An 18,794-nucleotide genomic window follows, 5' to 3' on the forward strand; every position below is an offset into this window, starting at 1 on the left:
GTTAAATGTTTATTCATCAAACGGTTAGACGAAACCGTTCAGAATTTAAAATAAGTATGTCTTGGTTAAGTGAACTGTTTTTTGGACAGGGAATTGCTCATTCAGTGTTAATGTTCGCAATCGTTATCGCTCTGGGGATTGTGCTTGGAAAGGTAAAGGTTTGGGGGATTTCTTTGGGGATAACCTGGATTCTTTTTGTGGGGATTATTTGTAGCCATTTGGGAATGCGGGTGGACGGTCATACCTTACATTTTATGAAGGAATTCGGATTGATTCTATTCGTGTACTCTGTGGGATTACAGGTAGGACCCGGTTTTTTCTCTTCTTTCAGAAAAGGAGGCTTAACCTTGAATATGCTGGCCGCGGGCATCGTGTTCTTGGGCGTGGTGACCACATATATTATTCATGTTGTGACCGGATTACCGATTACAACGATGGTCGGTATCCTTTCCGGAGCAGTGACGAATACGCCGGGATTGGGTGCTGCTCAACAAGCTTATTCGGATATGGCAGGGGTAAATGACCCCACGATTGCTTTAGGATATGCGGTGGCTTACCCCTTGGGAGTGATCGGTATTATTGGGTCGATTCTGCTGATGCGGGTGATCTTCCGGGTGAAGTTCGAGAAGGAGAACGAGGATTTGGAGCGACAGGATGGGGAGCGTGCGAACGGGGCTCAACAGTTTTCCGTGCGAGTAACAAATCCGGCTTTGTTTGGTAAGGATTTGATGGAAATTACCCGTTTGATAAATCGAAAGTTCGTGTTTTCACGGGTTTGCCACGAGGATGACCGTATCGAAATCGGTTCTTCCGAGACTTGTCTACGTGAAGGAGATAAATTGCTTGTCGTGGCTGCTTTACAGGACATTGATGCGATTGCAGCTTTTCTTGGGGAACGTGTCAACGTTGCTTGGGAACAATTGGATAAACAACTGGTATCTCGTCGGATCGCAATTACGAAGGGGGAGGTGAACGGGAAGATGTTAGGAGAGATGCGGTTGCGGAATTGTTTCGGGGTTAACGTGACTCGGGTAAACCGTGCCGGGGTGGATTTGGTAGCTAAACCGAATTTGCAGTTACAGATTGGAGATCGCTTGACGGTTGTTGGGCCGGAAGCTGCCGTTACGAACGTGGCGAAAGTGTTGGGTAACTCTTTGCGTCGTTTGCGGGAGCCTAACTTGGTAGCCATATTTTTAGGTATATTCTTGGGTATTTTACTGGGAAGTATTCCGTTTACTTTCCCCGGTATTCCTCAGCCGGTAAAGCTGGGATTAGCGGGAGGTCCATTGATTATTTCTATTTTGATCAGTCGTTTCGGTCCCCAATACGGTTTGGTGACTTACACGACAATGAGTGCTAACCTGATGTTGCGGGAAGTAGGTATATCCCTTTTCTTGGCAAGTGTCGGGTTGGGGGCCGGAGAAGGTTTCGTGTCGACCATTATTGATGGCGGAGGGTATGCTTGGGTAGGTTATGGTTTTATTATTACCGTGGTGCCTTTGATTATAATCGGGATTATTGCCCGTTCCATATATAAAGTGAATTACTTTACGTTGATGGGGTTAATGGCTGGAAGTATGACAGACCCGCCAGCATTGGCTTATTCCAATGGTATCGTGGGAAATGACGCTCCCGCCGTGAGTTATGCCACGGTGTACCCGCTCACGATGTTCTTGCGGGTACTGACAGCACAGATGCTGATTTTGTTTTTTGTTTAGCGGTGATGCTCGTGTAAGATTTATTTCAAGTGTGCCCGGATCCGGCTTAATGACTGAGGCGTGATGTTTAGGTATGAGGCGATTTCTTTTAACGAAACTCGTTGTAAGAGTTGCGGGTATTCTTTTATCAGTATTTGATACTGGTGGCCTTTGTCGGCCCAGTAGTACTCGATGAAATAATGCTCGTACTCCTGCATGGTCTTTTCCATCAGTTTGCGTCCCCAGTTTGCCAGTTCTAGGGAATGAAGGAAGAGGTATTCCAAGTGAGAACGGGAGATTTGCACGAGCGTGGAAGATTCGAGGGTTTCTAGCGTGAATTTAGCTGTCGGTGTTTGTGACAGGTTTGGCATGGTGGCGGCCATATCTCCCTCGAATGCAAACAATAGGGTAAACTCCTTACCTTCCCGTTCGATAAATCCTCGGACAGAACCTTTTTCCACGAAATAAATATACTCATTGCGTTGCCCTTCCTGCACGATGGGTTCTTTTCTGTTGAAAGAGATGGTTGTTACATCTTTAAGGAGAAGGTGGATACTATCCTCGGATAGTTTATATTGTTGTTGGAGTATATCTGAAAATGTCATGTCATGATATTTTAAAAGGTTATAGGACGATCCCCCCACCGATTACCCGGTCTTCCCGATAAAAGACAGCCGGTTGTCCGGGGGCAATGGCCCATGCGGGAGAGGAAAGTTGTACGTGTAATGTCCGATTGGGTTGGAAAGATAGTTGTGCGAATCCTTCCGGGTTCAGCCCGATACCCCGTACTTTAACTTCTATGTCTTGTGAATGAATTTCTTCAGGATTAATTAAATGAATTTGCCCGAGAGTAAAGGTCGTTCGGTGTAGGCTTGCCTTATCTCCCACGACGATTTGGTTCGTGGACGGGGATAGGCGTGAAACATATTGTGGGAATTGTCCCTTGGACGGGATTCCTCTCTTTTGTCCCACGGTGTAATTCACGATTCCAGTATGTTCTCCCACGTGATTTCCGGATTCATCCACGATCCGGCCGGGTGTGAAACAAGAGTCTGTTCCCGGCTGGCTGGCGATGAAAGCCCGGTAGTCTCCTTTTTCAAGAAAACAGATACTCATGCTTTCTTGCTTTTCAGCCAGACGGATAAACCCGTGTTCTTTGGCCATTTCCTTTACCTGTGTTTTCGTGTAATGTCCTAATGGGGTGATGGCCCGGCATAGGATCTCTTCCGGAACGCCCCATAAGAAGTACGATTGGTCTTTATTCGGGTCAACTCCTTTATGGACGTAATAATGGTTCGCGAAAGGGTGAATCCGAATGTAGTGTCCCGTGGCGACATGGTGTACTTTTAGTTCGTTTGCCAAGTCTCGAAGTAGATTCCATTTGATAAAGCTGTTACACGTGGCGCACGGGTTGGGGGTAATTCCTGAAAGGTAGCCTTGGATGAAGGGTTGGACCACTTGTTTTTGGAAAAGTTGCCTGCCATTTAACCGGTAGAGCTTGATGCCCGTTTGTTTACACAATTCCTCGACTTCCGGTTCTTGCGAGGAGCTGGCCCGTGATGCCCATAATTGCAGGTGGACACCAATAACTTCAAAACCCTGTTGTTGTAACAGGAGTGCCGTAACAAAACTATCCACGCCTCCGCTGAGACCAACTACAACTTTTTCCATGTCCTTTTTTATTGAAGTCGGGGGACAAAAATACGGTTTAATTTTAGAATTGTCATAGGGTTTTGTATTTTGTTGGATGAATTTGTTGCTTGAACTCCTGATACTTGTGGGATAGCAAGCATTTTTAAGGTAATATTTTTACGAGTACTTCCGGGTGGGACTTGTTTTTCTCGTTTAAATTACCTTAATTTGCAGCACGAAATACGGGAGTGGCTCAGTTGGTAGAGCATCGGTCTCCAAAACCGAGGGTCGGGAGTTCGAACCTCTCCTCCCGTGCCGAAAAGAGGTTGTTATTGCAGCCTCTTTTTTATTTCCCATGTATGTATACTTTTGTGATGTAAAAAGAAATATAGGAATGAATTATGACAAAGTTGGTGATTTTTGATCTAGATGGGACATTGCTGAACTCCTTGCAGGATTTGGCCGCAAGTACGAATTATGCTTTACGGCGACATGGATACCCGACACATGAATTGCCCGCTTTTCGTTATTTTGTGGGGAATGGGATTAACAAATTGCTTGAACGAGCCTTGCCGGAGAAAGAGCGGACACATGAGAATATGCTGAAAATCCGGGAGGATTTTATGGCCTATTATGCTGTACACAAGGCGGATTTTACGACTCCTTATGATGGGATTTATGATTTGCTGAAAGCGTTAAAGCGTCATCATTTATTGCTAGCCGTGGCTTCCAATAAATATCATGAGGCCACTCGGGAGCTGATTCCAGAGTATTTCGGAGAGGGGCTTTTTGATTTTGTTTACGGGCAAAGGGAAGGAATACCCGTGAAACCGAATCCTACCATTGTTTTTGATATAATGAAAGAGGCAGGAGTGACAAAAGAGGAGGTCCTCTATGTGGGAGATTCCGGCGTAGATATGCAAACGGCGGTGAATAGCGGAGTAACTTCAGTTGGGGTGACTTGGGGATTCCGGGATCGGAAAGAATTGTTGGCTAATGGAGCCCAATACATTGCCGACGAGCCTTGCGAAATTACGAGGTGGGTTCGTTAGTGAATCCTGTTTTTCTTGTTTACTCGAAAATATATATTATTTTTGTGCCAAATGCGTGTGAAAATGGCAAATTCGGGTGATATATTATTATTGTATAAACAAGATGAAAGGGCGGCATTACAAAAGCTTTTTACTGTTTATTATGAGCCTCTTTTGCTTTATTGTTATCGTTTGATTCGAGAGCCGGAGAGTGCGGAAGATATTGTACAGGAATGTTTTGTACATATATGGCGTTCCCGACGTTTGGAAAATTTTGAAGGGGAATTGGATCGATTCATGTTTCAGGCTGTAAAGTTCAGGGCGATCAATTATGTTCGAGATAAATATCGTCGTGATCAATTATATAATAATGCTTCCGGAGAAGAACATGATTCCCCGGTATTCTTTTTGGAAGAGGAATCTGGCAAAGAAATTGAATTATTGTATCGTACGATCAGTAGTCTCCCTGACGAGTGTCGCAAGATATTTTTGATGGCCTGTTTGGAGGATATGAAATATCGAGAGATTGCTGATGCTTTGAGTATTAGCATAAACACGGTAAAGACCCAAATGAAAATTGCATTGCGATTTTTACGGGAACATCTGACACAGGATGCCTTTTCTTCTATTCTGCTTTTTATTTCAACAGGAAATTAATCGTTTTTTCAAAAAAAATCTTTTTTCTTTTCACCCTAAATGAAAAGTGTAGTGATATATAGATAAAAGATTAAATGTATTACGATGAAAGAAAACGAAATCGATAGAATACTGGCAGAACTTTTTGCAGGAGAAAATATTTCCGAGGAGGATCGTCATGTGTTGGAAGAGTGGAAACGGGAAAATGGGCGGAATGAGCGATTTGAGGAGGAATTACAGGACCTGAAAGAATTCAGTATGGGCCTAAAAGGTCGCAGAGATAATCGTGGCGTTTTTGAACAGATTGAAAAAATAGTAAAAAAACAACGAGAAAAGTTTTTGTTGGTTCGTTGGAGCGTTGTGGCAGCTGGGATTGTACTTTTGTTGGGTTTTGCTTCTTATTTTATGCTTTCAAGTGGGGAACGAGAAGTGGAGACTTTGCGATTGGCGAATAATGTTAAAGTAGGAACTTCCAAAGCTGAGCTCGTGTTACCACGGGGACAAGTTATTCAATTAGATTCTTCTTCTAGGGATATTCTTTTTTCTGGGGATCAAGTAAAAGCGTCAAGCGCAAAAAATACTTTGGTGTATGCGGTAGGAATAGATTCGGAAATTGTTGAGTTTCATACGATACGAGTACCTTTCGGGGCAGAATTTAATCTCCAATTATCGGATAACACGCGAGTGTATTTGAATGCAGGCTCTTCTTTACGCTATCCAGTTAAATTTACAGGAGAGATTCGGGAAGTGTTTTTAACAGGAGAGGGGTATTTTGAGGTTATGAAGGATGCTGATCACCCTTTTGTAGTGAATGCAGGGGAGATTGATGTAAGAGTGTTAGGGACATCTTTTAACGTGAATGCTTATCCGGATAATGGAACGATAGAGACGACTCTAGTCGAGGGAAAAGTGCGGGTTGAACATGAAGAGAAAGAACAAGTGTTAGATCCCGGTATGCAACTTGTTTTTGACCGTGCGAGTGGGAAAACGGATGCACGTGTTGTCGACACGGAAGTATATACTTCATGGAAAGACGGTTATTATTATTTTAAGCAAGAGTCTTTAGAAAAAATAATGGATGTACTGGCCCGATGGTATGATCTGAAAGTGTTTTTCCAGAATCCGGAATTGAAGGGAATGGAGTTCGGGGGACGCTTGAAACGGTATGAAAATATTACTTACCTGCTGGAAAAGATGGAAGAGACACAGGATGTGAAATTTATAATTAACGAAAATACGATTACTATAAAACGAAAAACAGATTGAAGATCTGATCACTCTCCAATCTGCTAGATTAAAATATACTTTTCATCTCATTAGCACCGAAAGAAAAGTATATCATGTATAATTATTATCACAAATCTATGAAAAAAAAGCGAAACGGCGCTTGGTCATGCTATTGGATGTCATGGCGCAAAATGTTAATGTTTATGAAATTTTTGAGTGTATTGTTGTTTGGTATGTGTATGTCATTGCACGCCAAGGTTTTATCACAGGATGCAAGGGTCACACTTGATATGAAACATGTTTTGTTGACCACTGTGCTAGAGGAGTTGAGTAAACAATCCCAGTGTGATTTCTTTTACAATTACGCTTTGATAAAAACCAAAGGAGAAATAAATATCCAGGCGGAGAACGAAGAATTAGCTAAAGTTCTTGACAGGGTATTACCTGAATTGGGGTTGACGTATTCTTTTGACGGTAATGTAGTGGTTATTCGAGAACAAGTGAAAGATGAGAAAACGACCTCATTGACGTTAAAAGGATGGGTAATGGATGCGCAAAAGCAACCAATGCCGGGAGTGACGGTAAAAGTTGAAGGAGTGAATATTGGTACGGCAACAAATGCAAAAGGTTGGTTTGCGATTACTTTACCCATGACGAAAGGAGCTTTGGAATTTTCTTTTGTAGGTTACAAAAAGGAGATTGTAGAGTTCACGGAACACACGGATACTTTACGTGTGATTATGAAAGAGGATATGGCCGATTTGGACGAGGTAGTTGTTCGGGCTTATGGATCTCAGAACAAGAGAGAGATGATTTCTGCTATTTCTTCTGTGAAAGCTGAAGAGATGAAAGAACTTCCTTCGGCAAGTATCACGAATATGTTGCAAGGGCGTTTGGCCGGGGTGAATATTATTCAGCAATCGGGAGCTCCCGGTAGTGCTTCTGTGATTGCAGTTCGCGGTTTTAACTCTTTGTTAGTAAGTGGTGCAAGTGATGGTCAACCGCTTTGGGTGGTGGATGGTATTCCAATGCATTCTTTCGTTTCTCCAGTGACAGGTACTAATACGTTGGCAGATTTGGACCCGAGTATGATTGAGTCTGTGGAGGTTTTGAAAGATGCGGCTGCCGCTTCTATCTATGGTTCTCGTGCCGGGAATGGTGTTATTTTGATCACGACGAAAAAAGGAAAAGCTGGTCAGGCTAAATTTGCGGCTAATGTTTCCTACACGATGTCCAAAGTAATGGAATATCCGGTGCAAACGGGAGGTCGGATGGATCGTTGGTTACAACTGTTGTCTAGAAGAAATCAGCAAATGGCTTATTATGATTTTGCAGCACATGCTCAATTTTGGCCGCAGTCTTACGAGGATGTTTGGGGAAAATATGGCGTGTACGATGCGTTTTGGCAGAATGGTAAAACTGATAATGTGAAGATCGAAGCTAATTTGCAGGATAGTTTGGACCCCTATTATAATAATTGTACGAACTGGTGGAAATATGCTTTCCGTACAGGTAAAGTTTTGAACGCCAACGTGCAGGCTTCTGGAGGTACGGATAAATTCCAATACATGATTGGTGCCGGGATTTACGATGAGAAAGGAATCATGGTAAATAGTGGTTATACTCGGGCAAATTTGATCTCGAATTTAACTGCTCAACTCACAAATAAACTACGGTTAGATTCTCGTATTTATCTAGCTTACATTGATCGAACGATGAATAAATCTGGAGATGGAAGTAGTCGTTACGAAAAGATGAGTGTAGTTCCGGAGAAAATGAAGACCTATTGTGCAGCGAGTGATGAGATCGTCGATGAGTGGTTATCTGCCACAAAAGGGATAAAAGACCGAACCGATGATTACCGGGGTATGGCGAGTTTATTCTTAGAATATAAATTTTTGGATGGTTTCAGTCTTTCCGCTTCTGGTAGTGTGGATTATTCACAAGGAAATATGAACAAATTCACTCCAAGTAATTTGGATGAGTCTTATCATGAAAGTAAATCTGAAGGAGCTATTATGCGGAATATTATGATCTCGACGGAAGAATTACTTCGTTATAATAAAAGTATTAATGAGATTCATAATTTTGACATTCTGTTTGGATTTAACGTGAATAAATCGCAGGATTTTTATGTTGGTGGTTATGGGAAACGGGGATCAAGCGATAACGTAAATTACTATGATCCTTCGATTAATACACCGATTTTTAACTATGGTACAGAGGCTAGTCCCGATTGGCGCTCAACGACAAGCTACGAGTCTGATTTCCAGGAAAAAATAATGGTAAGTTATTTTGGTCGTATCGGGTATAACTTCAAACAGCGTTATCTTTTAGAGTTTACGTTCCGTCGGGATGGTTCTTCTACTTTTGGGGAAGGGAATCAATGGGCTAATTTCCCCTCTGTGGCAGTAGGTTGGAGTTTCTCGGAGGAACCTTTCATCAAGCGTTGGACAAGCGGTTGGTTGAATTGGGGAAAAATCAGAGGAAGTTACGGTACTTCCGGTCAGATTTTTTCAGATGCTTATCTTGCTCACGGTCTGATGACCTCCGGTATGACAACTTTTCAATTTCATTCGGGAGTATCGACTTCTGCACCAATCTCTCCGGATTTGACTTGGGAAAAGACCGAACAATATGATTTAGGGTTGGATATGGATATGTTCGATTACCGGATCAATTTAAAACTTGACTATTATTATAAATATACGAGTGCATTGATCAATAAGGTGGGACTACCCGGAGGAATCCTTCCATTTACGGCTAGAATGGAAAATGCAATGGCTGTTTCGAATGAAGGTATTGAATTGGAATTACAAGCGGATATATTGAGGGATCGAGCTGTTAGTTGGCGTACGAAATTTAATATCGCACGGGTTTGGAACCGTTTCGAAGAGTCATATAATGATAAGGATATTACGATTTTGCGAGGTAATCAACAGGATCAATTTGTTATCGGACGTCCGATGTTCGGGTTGAGAGTGTATGCTCATGATGGTTTTTATGAATCGGAGGATGAAGTGCCAATCTATTATCGTGTAAACGGTGATGCAACTTATATCGGAGGAGTTTCTGTTCGGGGAGAAATAAGTGGTAAAGTAGGTGATTATAAATTGAAAGACTTTAATAATGATTCCTATCCGGATAAGTATAATGCCGGGTCTCCTCTACCGATCGCTCATGGTGGTTGGGTGAACGAATTGAAATGGAAAAATTTTGATTTGAATATGTTGTTTAGTTTTTCTTTAGGACGGAAAGTTATTCGTACGGCAGGAGAACAGATGTTCGCTTCTATCCCGCAGTTATTCTTTGATTATCGAGATGTAACTTTCTGGAGTGCACCTGGAGATAAAGCTGATTTTCCTAAATATGGTAAGACGATTATGCCTTTACTTGATAGTAATATCGAGACAGTAAATTCTCTTAGTTTGCGACAATTGACTTTGGGATATAATATCGAGGACAGATGGATTAAGCGAGTTGGACTTTCCGGGGCACGTTTCTTCATGACGGTGGAGAACTTGTTCTATTTGAGTAATTATTCATACGGGAATCCGGAAACAATTGACGTGTACACGGGAATTGACGACGGGAAATCTTATCCTCTTCCGAGAAAATGGACATTGGGTTTAACTCTTAATTTCTAACTGGTTATGAAAAGAAAAATATATTATTTTATCTTGTCAATGGGATTGATTGCGGGATTAACCGGGTGTACAGGATTGATTGATGTACAACCGGAGAATTCAACTACATATACAAATTATTTCCAGACACGGCAAGATGCGGAAAGTTTATTGACCGAATTGTTACTGCGTATGCGTAACGGAGAATCTGCCCGAAAAGGGTTGGGGTATATTCTGGATGAGGATAGTCGATATACATCACTTCGTACGATGCAGAGCGGTACTGGTGATGCGGCTTCCGTGTATAGGCTTACTTATCAGGCAAATTTGATCCTAGAGAATGCACACCGTTTTAAAATATCAGAGGAAGAACTGAAGCCTTATTTATTACAGGCTTATTTTGCGAATGCATTGGGATACTGGAGATTGGCAAGAGATTGTGGAGAAATGGTGATTTCAAAATCCACTACAGATTTTGGTCCTCGGGCGAAAAGTTCCGTGACGGAAATGCTTGATGAGGCTGAAAAGTGGGCCTTGTTGGCGATGGACTTACCTAAATATGAGGAGTTGAGTGGGTTGGATGGTCCGATTATTAAAAACTATGGTAGTAAGGGAGCTGCGGCAGCTTTGTTAGCTCATCTTTATGCTTGGCGGGCAAGTGTGGAAGGGAAGGATGAGTATTGGGAAAAAGCCGAGGAGTACTGTTCTATGATTATTGAGCAAAAAGTGGGGAACTATGAGTTGGCTGCTGATCCGGAGGCTGTGGTTACGGATGTCATGTATCGTGATAGCAAAGAAAGTATATGGGAAATTGCTAATTCTGCTCAAGAGGAAAGATTCATGCAGAATACATTTATTGGATTTCCGGTGATTACTTCCGGTTTTACTCCAGAATCAGGTTACTATGCAAGTACGGTTTATAAATCTACGGTAAACAAGATGTATGAGGAAGGTGATAAACGGAGAGAGGCTTATTTCTTTGCGTTGGATGCGGATGTTATTTACTTGAAATATGATAATGGAAACGTAATTCCTGTTACCGAATGTAATCCGGGTGATTCAATTCTTCCTCCCGGTGGATATGATAACACGAAGATTAAGAGAGCGTTTATTTATAAATTCAGATATCCGTATTATAAGATTACCCTAAATAATCCCACACCTCAATATCGAGGATTAGATCAGAGTGAGGTCGTTTGGCGTTTAGGGGAAATTTATCTATTAAGGGCTGAGTGTCGTGCACGTCAAGGGAAGGATAATGCCGTGGATGATTTGAACGTGATTCGACGCAGGGCTTTTGGAAACACGGAACACGACTTCCCCAATGCAGCCGATGTTGAGAAAGGGTTAGCTAATAATATCTGTTTGGCAATATTCCGGGAGAGAGAGAAGGAGTTGTTACAAGAGAATCACCGGTATTATGATGTCGTGAGAAATGGTTATTGTTTCTTTAATGGTAAGGACACTTATGATTATGTGCGGAAAGAATTACCACCAGCCTTCGCTTTGTTGACAGATCGGGATATTGAGGATGGTGCATTATATGCAGAGGTCGAATCTATTTTCTTCACGAACAATAATTTGATGCGACAGAATTTGTATTGGAATAGAAGTAAACAATAATATACAAGATAGATATGAAAAGAATATATGTATTGTCTGTGTGGGTTTGCCTGTTGTTGGGGATGAGCTCTTGTACAAAAGATAATTTTGCTTATTCAGGTATAAGTAAGGCTCGTTTTGACGGGAATATGCTGGAATATATGGATGCCCATCCTTATGATTGGAATTTAACTGCTGCGATGATTCGCCATGCGGGAGAAGATATGGTGAAGTTATTCGAGGGGAACGATGAAAATCACAAAGAGATTACCTTCTTCGGAATAACCAATCATTCTATCCGTCGTTATTTGTTAGAGAATGGGCTGGAAAAAGTTACTGAGCTTGATGCAGATTGGTGTCGTTCTATCCTTTTGCAACATATTGTTGATGGCAAACTTTATCGTAAAGCTATTCCTGCCGGAAAATCGGCAGACTATGGCTCTGTCGGAACAGGCGGTGAAATCTATAATACGCTTGCCGGTACGGAGGTGTGGGTGTATGTTTTTGTTGAAGAAAAAGACGGGGTCGTTCAAAATGCAGCTCGTCCTATTTATATCAACTTCTTGAAATCAGGTAATTTGTATCAGGTGATTTCCGGGGATATTGAGCCGGATGATTGTTTGGTTCATGCGTTGGATTACAGATTCACGCTGGGAGAAGAAGAGTAATTGTTTTTAATAGATTGAATAATGAAAACGATAATTTTATTTGTGGGAGTATTGTTGGTGACTTTGGTTGCCTGCCACGAGACAACAGAAGGATATTTGATCACGGAGAATGCAGCTTATGCTCCGGATACAATGTATGTTTATAAGACTCCGAACCCGGTAACCGATGCGTTACGGATTCAAAATAACGCACCTTGGGTGAGTATTGCCATGCAAGGATTTGAGGGGACGGAACCGATTTATTTTACGGTAGAGTCCGTGACTTCCCCGTTAGGTGATGAGGCTGCGGCTACATTTAAGAATGAATTGGAAATTCGAGGAGGGGGAGCTTTGATTTATCCTTTGGAGAATAATGCTAAACCGGGAGCTTATGTGGTTTCCGTTCGGTTGACAAACCCTGGGTATAGCCAGGTTGTGGAAAATGCAATGACAGTTATTGTAGTTGAATAGAAATAGAAAAGGAATCATGTTATTGAAAAAGTATTTTGTATTGGTACTATTTTGCCTTGGAAGTATATGTTCTCAGGCAGAAGGAATCGAGTTTTTTCAAGGAAGCTTGCAAGATGCCTTGAAGAAAGCTAAGAGTGAGAATAAATTGGTCTTCGTGGATTTTATGGCTACTTGGTGTGGTCCGTGTAAAGCACTTGCTACAAAAGTTTTCCCGGAAAAAGAAATCGGAGATTATTTTAATGCCCATTTCGTGTGTGTACAAGTTGATGTTGATAAAGAGAAAGAGCTGGCTCGTAAGTATCAGATTCGAGCAATGCCGACATTGGTTTTTATGAGTGCAGAAGGGAAAGACATCGTGAGAGTGACTGGTGCGGCTTCAGCGAACCGTTTGTTGAAAAAAGCGAAGGAAGCAACTGGGGAACTCCCGACTTTTGATGAATTATGGGCATCACTCAAGAAGAACAAGAAGGACGTGGGTATTATGCAGGAGATTTTACATGAAGCTCCATATATCATACAGGAACGTCGGGGACAAGGTTGGGAGTCTCGTATAAAGAAAGTTTTTCAAACGTACATGGAAACGAAACCTCGTTCTGAGATGGTAAATGCTACAGACTTCACAATTATCATGGGATATGCAGAGATGCAGAAAAATAATGAATACGTGGAGTTTGTGATTAGTCATTTACCGGATTATCTGAAAATCATGCCATTCCGTAGGGTCGCTAATCCGATTTTTAGCTATACCATGGAGTTGATTAATAAGCTGGCAAGAGAGAATGATCCTGATTATAAAAAGGAATTGGCTCGTGTTGCCGGAGATCAAAAAATTGTATTTGATTCTTTAAAGCATGATAAGTATACTCCGATAGAATTTTTGACGATCTTGGCGGATGCTAATAATGCTCTTTACGGACATAAAGATCAGGCTACTTATGTACGTTTATGTAGTGATTACTTGGAAGCTACCGGAGATAAGGTTATGTTGCCCGAATATAAGAGTTTTGTTACTGATTTATTCACGGCTACGAAAGGGCATTTGACAGAAGAGGCAGCAAATCAGGCAATTGTATGGCTAAATGCCTATTTAGTTAAGGGTACGAAGGATGGAGGACAACTTCAGCCGCAGGATTTGTTTTGGTATTATTTGACAAGTGGCGATTGTTATGCTGTATTGGCTGATGATCTAAAAGCGAAAGAGGCTTATACACAAGCTTATATGTTATCCATGCAGTCTGGGAATCCACAATTACAGGCTCATGTAAAACAGAAATTAGATGCACTCAATGCGAAGTCGTAGGTGCTGAGGTGTGTAAATATGGAAAGACCGACTGATTTATTTTCAGTCGGTCTTTTGTTTCAATATTTAAACGAACTTCCTCCCAAAAACTCCCGGAGGATGGAAGTCGGTGGTATTTCCCGAGTTGGTACGGCCTGGACGTACGAGAAGAATTTCAACAAACGTTTCGCTTTGGAGTGTTCCGGGTATTTCACCAGTACTTCTTCCAGCAATGGAACAGCTTGTTGTTTCAAGGCTCCCAACTCATACACGAGAGCCGAGTTAAACATGACATCGGCCTCTTCTTGGTAAGGTGTGATGTGTTTTTGTTCACCGGAAAGCACGCTTTCCCATCTTTTCAAGGTGTCGAGAGCCGAGTAGCCCCGGTATTTGTGATCCCGGACCATACGGCGAATCAAACGATTGTCCGATGGGTTGATAATGTTATGGTTATCAATGGAAATTACCGTAAGTGCCGAGATGAATATTTTGAACAGGCTTTCATGAGGCAGGCATTCGGTTAATTTGGGATTCAGCCCGTGAATGCCTTCCACGATAATCACGTTGTTGCGGGTCATTTTTAATTTCTCTCCGTCATAGAAACGTTGGCCTGTTTCGAACGAGAATTTGGGTATCTCCACTTCTTCACCTCTTAGTAGGCTCATGATGTTTTCGTTGAAGGTATTGATGTCCAAGGCGTCAATCGTCTCGAAGTCGTATTCCCCTTTTTCATCCCGAGGAGTATCTTCCCGGTTCACGAAATAATTGTCCAAGGATAGATTGACGGGTTTGATGCCGTTCACTAATAGCTGGATGGCTAATCGCTTTCCGAACGTGGTCTTGCCCGAAGAGGAAGGACCGGCGATAAGCACGACTTTTACCTTTTTCTGTTTCTTGATTTGGTCAGCGATCTGTGAGATCTTTTTCTCGTGCAGGGCTTCGCTTACCTTGATCATATCCCCGGCGTGTTTATGTTCGATGGCTTGGTTTAAATGCCCAATTTGCATAACCTCGGAGATCTTTCCCCAGCGTTTGAACTCGCTGAACGTGCTGAACAGTTTTTCTTGGGGTACGAACGGGACTATTTGTGTCGGGTTCGTGCGTTCGGGTGGCATTAATAACATCCCATCCTTGTAATCCATCAGGTCGAACACTTTCAAGCATCCGGTGGAAGGGGCCAGCGTCCCGTAGAAATAGTCACAAGTGCCGTCAATGGAATAAACGGAGGTAAACATCTTTCCTCGTGTGGAAAGTAATAATTCTTTATCCTTTAGACCCTGTCGGTTAAAAAGCTTGATGGCTTCTTCCGTGGGGGTCTCCGTGCGCATGATCTCGTAATCGTGGTCGATGATGCGTTGCATCTCTTTTTTTATCTCGGTGATCCTCTCCCCCGTGAGAATAAATTCTTTATTTGCCAGACGGCAGAATATCCCGTTAGAAAGGTGATATTCCACGACAAGCGTTTTTTTCGGGTAGAGATTATGTATCGCCTTGTAAAGTACGAAAATAAGAGAACGCAAGTACACGCTATACCCGTCCAGTGTGGTTACGTCAACAAAGTTCACGTATTTCGGGTTGTATATCTCGTAATGCAGGTCCTGTACCTCGTTATTTACTAGTGCTCCCAGAATGTTTTGGTGATTCATGGGGAACACGATTTTTTTGAATTCTTTTAAACTAGATCCCGTGGGTATCTGGTATTCTTGTCCATTGTTTTCACAAAAGACGGTTATTTTATTCTTTTCCATGTTGGGAGGTTTTTTACATCCAATATAGGCAGGGTGGTACAAATAGCGTGCCGAATATTTTTACTTGTATGCCTGCTTGTTTTCCGGAATAGCAATATAGTACGTTTTATGCTTTCCAACTTTTAACGAGGTCTGTCGCAACCAAGGGTTAAAGCGTTTCAGCGTTTTATAGGATATTCCGTGTTCTTGGGCAAAATCCGCTAGGTTTTTTATGTTTTTAGTCACTTTCACTTGTGTGGTTGGTTCCACGGGATACAAATGGTCCACGTAAAAATCGTATAGGTGGGGTTCTTCCATGATTTGCTTTAATGCCAGCATACGGTACACGTATCTTCCGGTTTCTTCACCAAGCAAAAGATCGTAAAAGTTTTTTTCCTTTTGTCGGTCCATTTGTCTGGTGAGCATATTCATGCCTCCGTTATAAGAGGCTGCGGCTAATGTCCATGAACCGAATTTTTGATAGGCTTTTTTCAAATAGGTACAAGCGGCACGGGTAGCTTTTTCCACATGGTAGCGTTCGTCCACGTCATTCGTCACCTCTAGCCCAAGTTCTTTGGCCGTTGCACTCATGAGTTGCCATATTCCCGTGGCTCCAGCGTAAGATACGGCCAACGGGTTCAAGCTACTCTCGATGACGGCTAGGTATTTGAAGTCGTTGGGAACTCCTTCCGCTTTTAGGATAGGTTCGATGATATGAAAATAGCGGGGAGCATTTTTCAAAACTTGGATCGTGTGTGAATGCAAGTAGGTATTCACGATGAGTTCTTTTTTGAAGGCTTCCGCCACGTCAATTCTTTCTAGGGGAACCGGTTCTCCTGCCAAGCTGAATGTTGTCGGGAAATCCACGTCTGATGATTTCATGAGGTGGAATGGTGGTTCCTCGTTTTCTTCATGTTCCTTCTGATCATGATAAACGTAATATCCGATCGCCGCACTATTTAATAAGACAAGAATTGTCAGAAATGTAAGTAAAATGTTCCTTTTCACAACCAATGATTTTATTTTTTCGAAAATACATCTTTTTCTTGATTTTTACAGCAAAGTGGAGAGAAAAGATGTGTGTAGAATCGCTAAGAATTGTTCATTTTAAGCGGGAGGGGGATGGTTGTGGGAGGGAAGTTGAGGGTATATGATTGAGGATGAGAGATACGATGTTAAAATAAAGGAGCTGTACAAAAAGTCAATTTTAAACAACTACCCCCACTGACTCCCCCTTACACAGGGGGAGCTGGAGGGGGTAGTTGGCAAATACAAGCCGGACTTTTTGTACAGCCCCTTTATTAGTTACTTTTTCGAATTCTTGTCAATGTGTTTCAAGAAAAGGCGTTGCAGCAAATCCCGATCTACGGTAACCGCATCATTCTTTTCAAGTTCCTTATACAAATTTTTCAAGTAATCGTCTCCTTTGAGTTCCAGAACGATATAATTAATAAATTGTCCGGTCTTTTCGTCTTTGTCCCAGCGGTCGAATACGATCGTGGCTCCCGCCAAGGTTTGATTCACGGTTATTTTCGTTTTATCCGTAAGTAAAGACTTGGATTCGGAAGACATACCTTCTGACAGGATCGTCGAGTACTCTTCGGTTGTAGATTCCACCGTTTTAGCCAAAATAGCGGCTAATTCTGCTGAAGCGGCCATTTGGGCTTTTTTCCGGGCAGAGGCTTCGCTGTCGGACCTGCCTGAACCCCAGCCCCGAAGTACACCGTTGCCGCTGACAAGGTCTGCTCCCGGCATGATAAACGTGGCGACGGGGCTTTTTTCTTGGATTTTCTTTGACGAACCGCAACTGCTTAATAAAAAGAATGCAGCTACAATCAATCCCCATAAGACATAGTGTTTCATAATACTACCTTTTAATTGATTTTTAATTTTTTAATCTGGGCCGGCAATTCCCGGTTCACTCGTTTTATCACTTCCCGGATACACATCGAGAGTGATGCGGTTGCCGATTTGTTTACGGGTACTAGAACTTTAACTTGGTTTACCGAATAGTTTAAGAGCATTTGCTGTGTTTTGTTATTGTAAATCTTTAGAACTAGGGAACAGTAACATGTATTTAAGTCATACGTTCCCCCGGTAACGACTTCTCCCATTTCCAATTTAGTGGATAAATCCACGAAGCACGTGGCGGCATCGGGGTCTTCCGATAATGTGAAATAATTGTTGGTCAGTAGGCTACTGATCTGGCGTTCGATACCTTCCAGCTCGTTATCCTCGTTTACGTAGAGGTAGGCCGTGATCGGTGCGCTCTTCAATGAAATCGTGACTTTAGCCGAGGGCCAAGTTTGATTTTGCAACAATTGACGATATGCCTCGGGTAGACTATTCATGAACGAGTCGTCAATGGTGATGCGCAATTCCTGCACCTCTTCTTTCGAGGTAATATTCGTTACGTAAAATTCCGCTGTACCCGTGTAGTCTGTCTGTATGGCGGGGGATACTGTGCCATTACCGGATGCGAATGAAGCCTTTAATTTAACATTCGGAACGACAACCCCGTTTTTGGAAAGACATCCGGCGATAGGTTCGGCAATTGCTTTAAAGGCCTCGCCTTCTACCATCATGACGTTGGTCGTGATGGCCATTCCGCTGAACACATTCACGTAAGCGTTATAGAGTTCTATGGGAACATTCACGGATGAACCTCCGGCATTTGTAGTCAAATCCATAAATGCCCAAGGCTCCACGGCTTCCAGTCCTTTGCCGTAGAGCTGGGCAGCTTGCGAAAGATTCATGGCGCTTTCCTCTCCACGTCCTTTTTGCAGGTAATCCATGCCTGTCCTGATCGCTTGTTGTCTGCGTTCTTCGGCTTTTCGGGCATATACTTTTTTATCCAAGGCGTAATACACGTAATATTTTTGTTCCGACTGGTAACTGCCTTTCAGTTCTTGTCCTTCCAGCCAAGCTACCATTGAACTGTGAATTTTGTCTTCCAGCATTTCACGTGTTTTGCCATCCACGTCTACCCGGTGCAAAAAAGAATTGTTTTCAAGTTTTACAGCGATCTGTGAAACGATGTCCAACAAGGCGTTCTGGGTCGCTTTTTTCATGTAATCGGTTTCCGATAACGATGCGACGCCAATACCGATGTAAGCGTCAGACGAAGTCGGGCGTTGGGTTACCCAGTCGGGTGCTTGTGCCTCGGCATGGAAAACACTGCATATCGAGAGTAACAGGCCTAGAATAATCTTTCGCATA

Annotated in this window: 15 protein-coding genes and 1 tRNA gene; 10 read left to right on the plus strand and 6 right to left on the minus strand. The window is 42.5% G+C overall.

The window, feature by feature from the left end; translation table 11 throughout:
- Nucleotides 1–56 precede the first annotated feature (56 nt).
- A complete protein-coding gene (locus tag QVC79_RS12565) occupies nt 57–1,718 on the plus strand; it encodes a putative transporter (RefSeq protein WP_124317274.1) in 1,662 nt (553 codons plus the stop codon).
- Between the two features lie 20 nt (nt 1,719–1,738).
- Here QVC79_RS12565 and QVC79_RS12570 read toward each other — a convergent pair whose 3' ends face one another.
- Nucleotides 1,739–2,302 (minus strand): Crp/Fnr family transcriptional regulator, encoded by a 564-nt coding sequence (locus QVC79_RS12570; RefSeq protein WP_124317275.1) that lies wholly within the window; start codon nt 2,300–2,302, stop codon nt 1,739–1,741.
- A 19-nt stretch (nt 2,303–2,321) separates the two neighbouring features.
- Nucleotides 2,322–3,368 carry a tRNA 2-thiouridine(34) synthase MnmA gene (gene mnmA / locus QVC79_RS12575; protein WP_124317276.1) on the minus strand — a complete coding sequence of 349 codons (1,047 nt, stop codon included), beginning with the start codon at nt 3,366–3,368 and terminating at the stop codon, nt 2,322–2,324.
- A 203-nt stretch (nt 3,369–3,571) separates the two neighbouring features.
- Here mnmA and QVC79_RS12580 point away from each other — a divergent pair.
- From QVC79_RS12580 to QVC79_RS12620, 9 genes are all read left to right on the plus strand, one after another.
- Nucleotides 3,572–3,644 (plus strand) — tRNA-Trp (locus tag QVC79_RS12580).
- An 86-nt stretch (nt 3,645–3,730) separates the two neighbouring features.
- Nucleotides 3,731–4,381 (plus strand): HAD family hydrolase, encoded by a 651-nt coding sequence (locus tag QVC79_RS12585; protein ID WP_270592665.1) that lies wholly within the window; start codon nt 3,731–3,733, stop codon nt 4,379–4,381.
- 63 nt (nt 4,382–4,444) lie between these two features.
- Nucleotides 4,445–5,017 carry an RNA polymerase sigma factor gene (locus tag QVC79_RS12590; RefSeq protein WP_270592667.1) on the plus strand — a complete coding sequence of 191 codons (573 nt, stop codon included), beginning with the start codon at nt 4,445–4,447 and terminating at the stop codon, nt 5,015–5,017.
- 84 nt (nt 5,018–5,101) lie between these two features.
- Entirely contained in the window at nt 5,102–6,262 is a 1,161-nt protein-coding gene (locus tag QVC79_RS12595) for a FecR family protein (protein ID WP_270592669.1), read from the plus strand.
- Nucleotides 6,263–6,426: 164 nt separating this feature from the next.
- Nucleotides 6,427–9,870: a SusC/RagA family TonB-linked outer membrane protein gene (locus tag QVC79_RS12600; RefSeq protein WP_270592670.1), complete on the plus strand. Its 3,444-nt coding sequence runs from the start codon at nt 6,427–6,429 to the stop codon at nt 9,868–9,870.
- A 6-nt stretch (nt 9,871–9,876) separates the two neighbouring features.
- Nucleotides 9,877–11,472 (plus strand): RagB/SusD family nutrient uptake outer membrane protein, encoded by a 1,596-nt coding sequence (locus QVC79_RS12605; RefSeq protein WP_270592672.1) that lies wholly within the window; start codon nt 9,877–9,879, stop codon nt 11,470–11,472.
- Nucleotides 11,473–11,486: 14 nt separating this feature from the next.
- Nucleotides 11,487–12,119, plus strand: coding sequence for a fasciclin domain-containing protein (locus QVC79_RS12610; RefSeq protein WP_270592674.1), 633 nt, complete (start codon nt 11,487–11,489; stop codon nt 12,117–12,119).
- A 21-nt stretch (nt 12,120–12,140) separates the two neighbouring features.
- Nucleotides 12,141–12,569, plus strand: coding sequence for a hypothetical protein (locus QVC79_RS12615; protein WP_270592675.1), 429 nt, complete (start codon nt 12,141–12,143; stop codon nt 12,567–12,569).
- Nucleotides 12,562–13,869 (plus strand): thioredoxin family protein, encoded by a 1,308-nt coding sequence (locus QVC79_RS12620; protein ID WP_287642495.1) that lies wholly within the window; start codon nt 12,562–12,564, stop codon nt 13,867–13,869. The genes QVC79_RS12615 and QVC79_RS12620 overlap by 8 nt, the downstream gene beginning before the upstream one ends.
- A gap of 59 nt (nt 13,870–13,928) precedes the next feature.
- On the opposite strand, the gene QVC79_RS12625 is transcribed toward QVC79_RS12620, so the two are convergent.
- The 4 genes from QVC79_RS12625 to QVC79_RS12640 all read right to left on the minus strand — a co-directional run bounded on the left by QVC79_RS12625 (nt 13,929) and on the right by QVC79_RS12640 (nt 18,793).
- A complete protein-coding gene (locus tag QVC79_RS12625) occupies nt 13,929–15,596 on the minus strand; it encodes a nucleoside kinase (protein ID WP_124317660.1) in 1,668 nt (555 codons plus the stop codon).
- Between the two features lie 60 nt (nt 15,597–15,656).
- Nucleotides 15,657–16,583: a lytic transglycosylase domain-containing protein gene (locus tag QVC79_RS12630; protein WP_124317659.1), complete on the minus strand. Its 927-nt coding sequence runs from the start codon at nt 16,581–16,583 to the stop codon at nt 15,657–15,659.
- A gap of 297 nt (nt 16,584–16,880) precedes the next feature.
- The gene (locus QVC79_RS12635) at nt 16,881–17,438 is read right to left on the minus strand and encodes a hypothetical protein (RefSeq protein ID WP_270592681.1); all 558 of its coding nucleotides are present in this window, start codon (nt 17,436–17,438) and stop codon (nt 16,881–16,883) included.
- 11 nt (nt 17,439–17,449) lie between these two features.
- Entirely contained in the window at nt 17,450–18,793 is a 1,344-nt protein-coding gene (locus QVC79_RS12640; RefSeq protein ID WP_124317657.1) for an LPP20 family lipoprotein, read from the minus strand.
- Nucleotide 18,794: the final 1 nt, after the last annotated feature.

This window comes from Butyricimonas sp. (genome assembly GCF_019423355.1).
GTDB classification, from domain to species: Bacteria; Bacteroidota; Bacteroidia; order Bacteroidales; family Marinifilaceae; genus Butyricimonas; species Butyricimonas faecihominis.

What these genes read in the sequence shown, in the direction of transcription:
- QVC79_RS12565 (WP_124317274.1), top strand. Translation starts at nt 57, where the DNA reads ATGTCTTGGTTAAGTGAACTGTTTTTTGGACAGGGAATTGCTCATTCA.
- QVC79_RS12570 (WP_124317275.1), bottom strand. Translation starts at nt 2,302, where the DNA reads ATGACATTTTCAGATATACTCCAACAACAATATAAACTATCCGAGGAT.
- mnmA (WP_124317276.1), bottom strand. Translation starts at nt 3,368, where the DNA reads ATGGAAAAAGTTGTAGTTGGTCTCAGCGGAGGCGTGGATAGTTTTGTT.
- QVC79_RS12585 (WP_270592665.1), top strand. Translation starts at nt 3,731, where the DNA reads ATGACAAAGTTGGTGATTTTTGATCTAGATGGGACATTGCTGAACTCC.
- QVC79_RS12590 (WP_270592667.1), top strand. Translation starts at nt 4,445, where the DNA reads ATGGCAAATTCGGGTGATATATTATTATTGTATAAACAAGATGAAAGG.
- QVC79_RS12595 (WP_270592669.1), top strand. Translation starts at nt 5,102, where the DNA reads ATGAAAGAAAACGAAATCGATAGAATACTGGCAGAACTTTTTGCAGGA.
- QVC79_RS12600 (WP_270592670.1), top strand. Translation starts at nt 6,427, where the DNA reads ATGAAATTTTTGAGTGTATTGTTGTTTGGTATGTGTATGTCATTGCAC.
- QVC79_RS12605 (WP_270592672.1), top strand. Translation starts at nt 9,877, where the DNA reads ATGAAAAGAAAAATATATTATTTTATCTTGTCAATGGGATTGATTGCG.
- QVC79_RS12610 (WP_270592674.1), top strand. Translation starts at nt 11,487, where the DNA reads ATGAAAAGAATATATGTATTGTCTGTGTGGGTTTGCCTGTTGTTGGGG.
- QVC79_RS12615 (WP_270592675.1), top strand. Translation starts at nt 12,141, where the DNA reads ATGAAAACGATAATTTTATTTGTGGGAGTATTGTTGGTGACTTTGGTT.
- QVC79_RS12625 (WP_124317660.1), bottom strand. Translation starts at nt 15,596, where the DNA reads ATGGAAAAGAATAAAATAACCGTCTTTTGTGAAAACAATGGACAAGAA.
- QVC79_RS12635 (WP_270592681.1), bottom strand. Translation starts at nt 17,438, where the DNA reads ATGAAACACTATGTCTTATGGGGATTGATTGTAGCTGCATTCTTTTTA.
- QVC79_RS12640 (WP_124317657.1), bottom strand. Translation starts at nt 18,793, where the DNA reads ATGCGAAAGATTATTCTAGGCCTGTTACTCTCGATATGCAGTGTTTTC.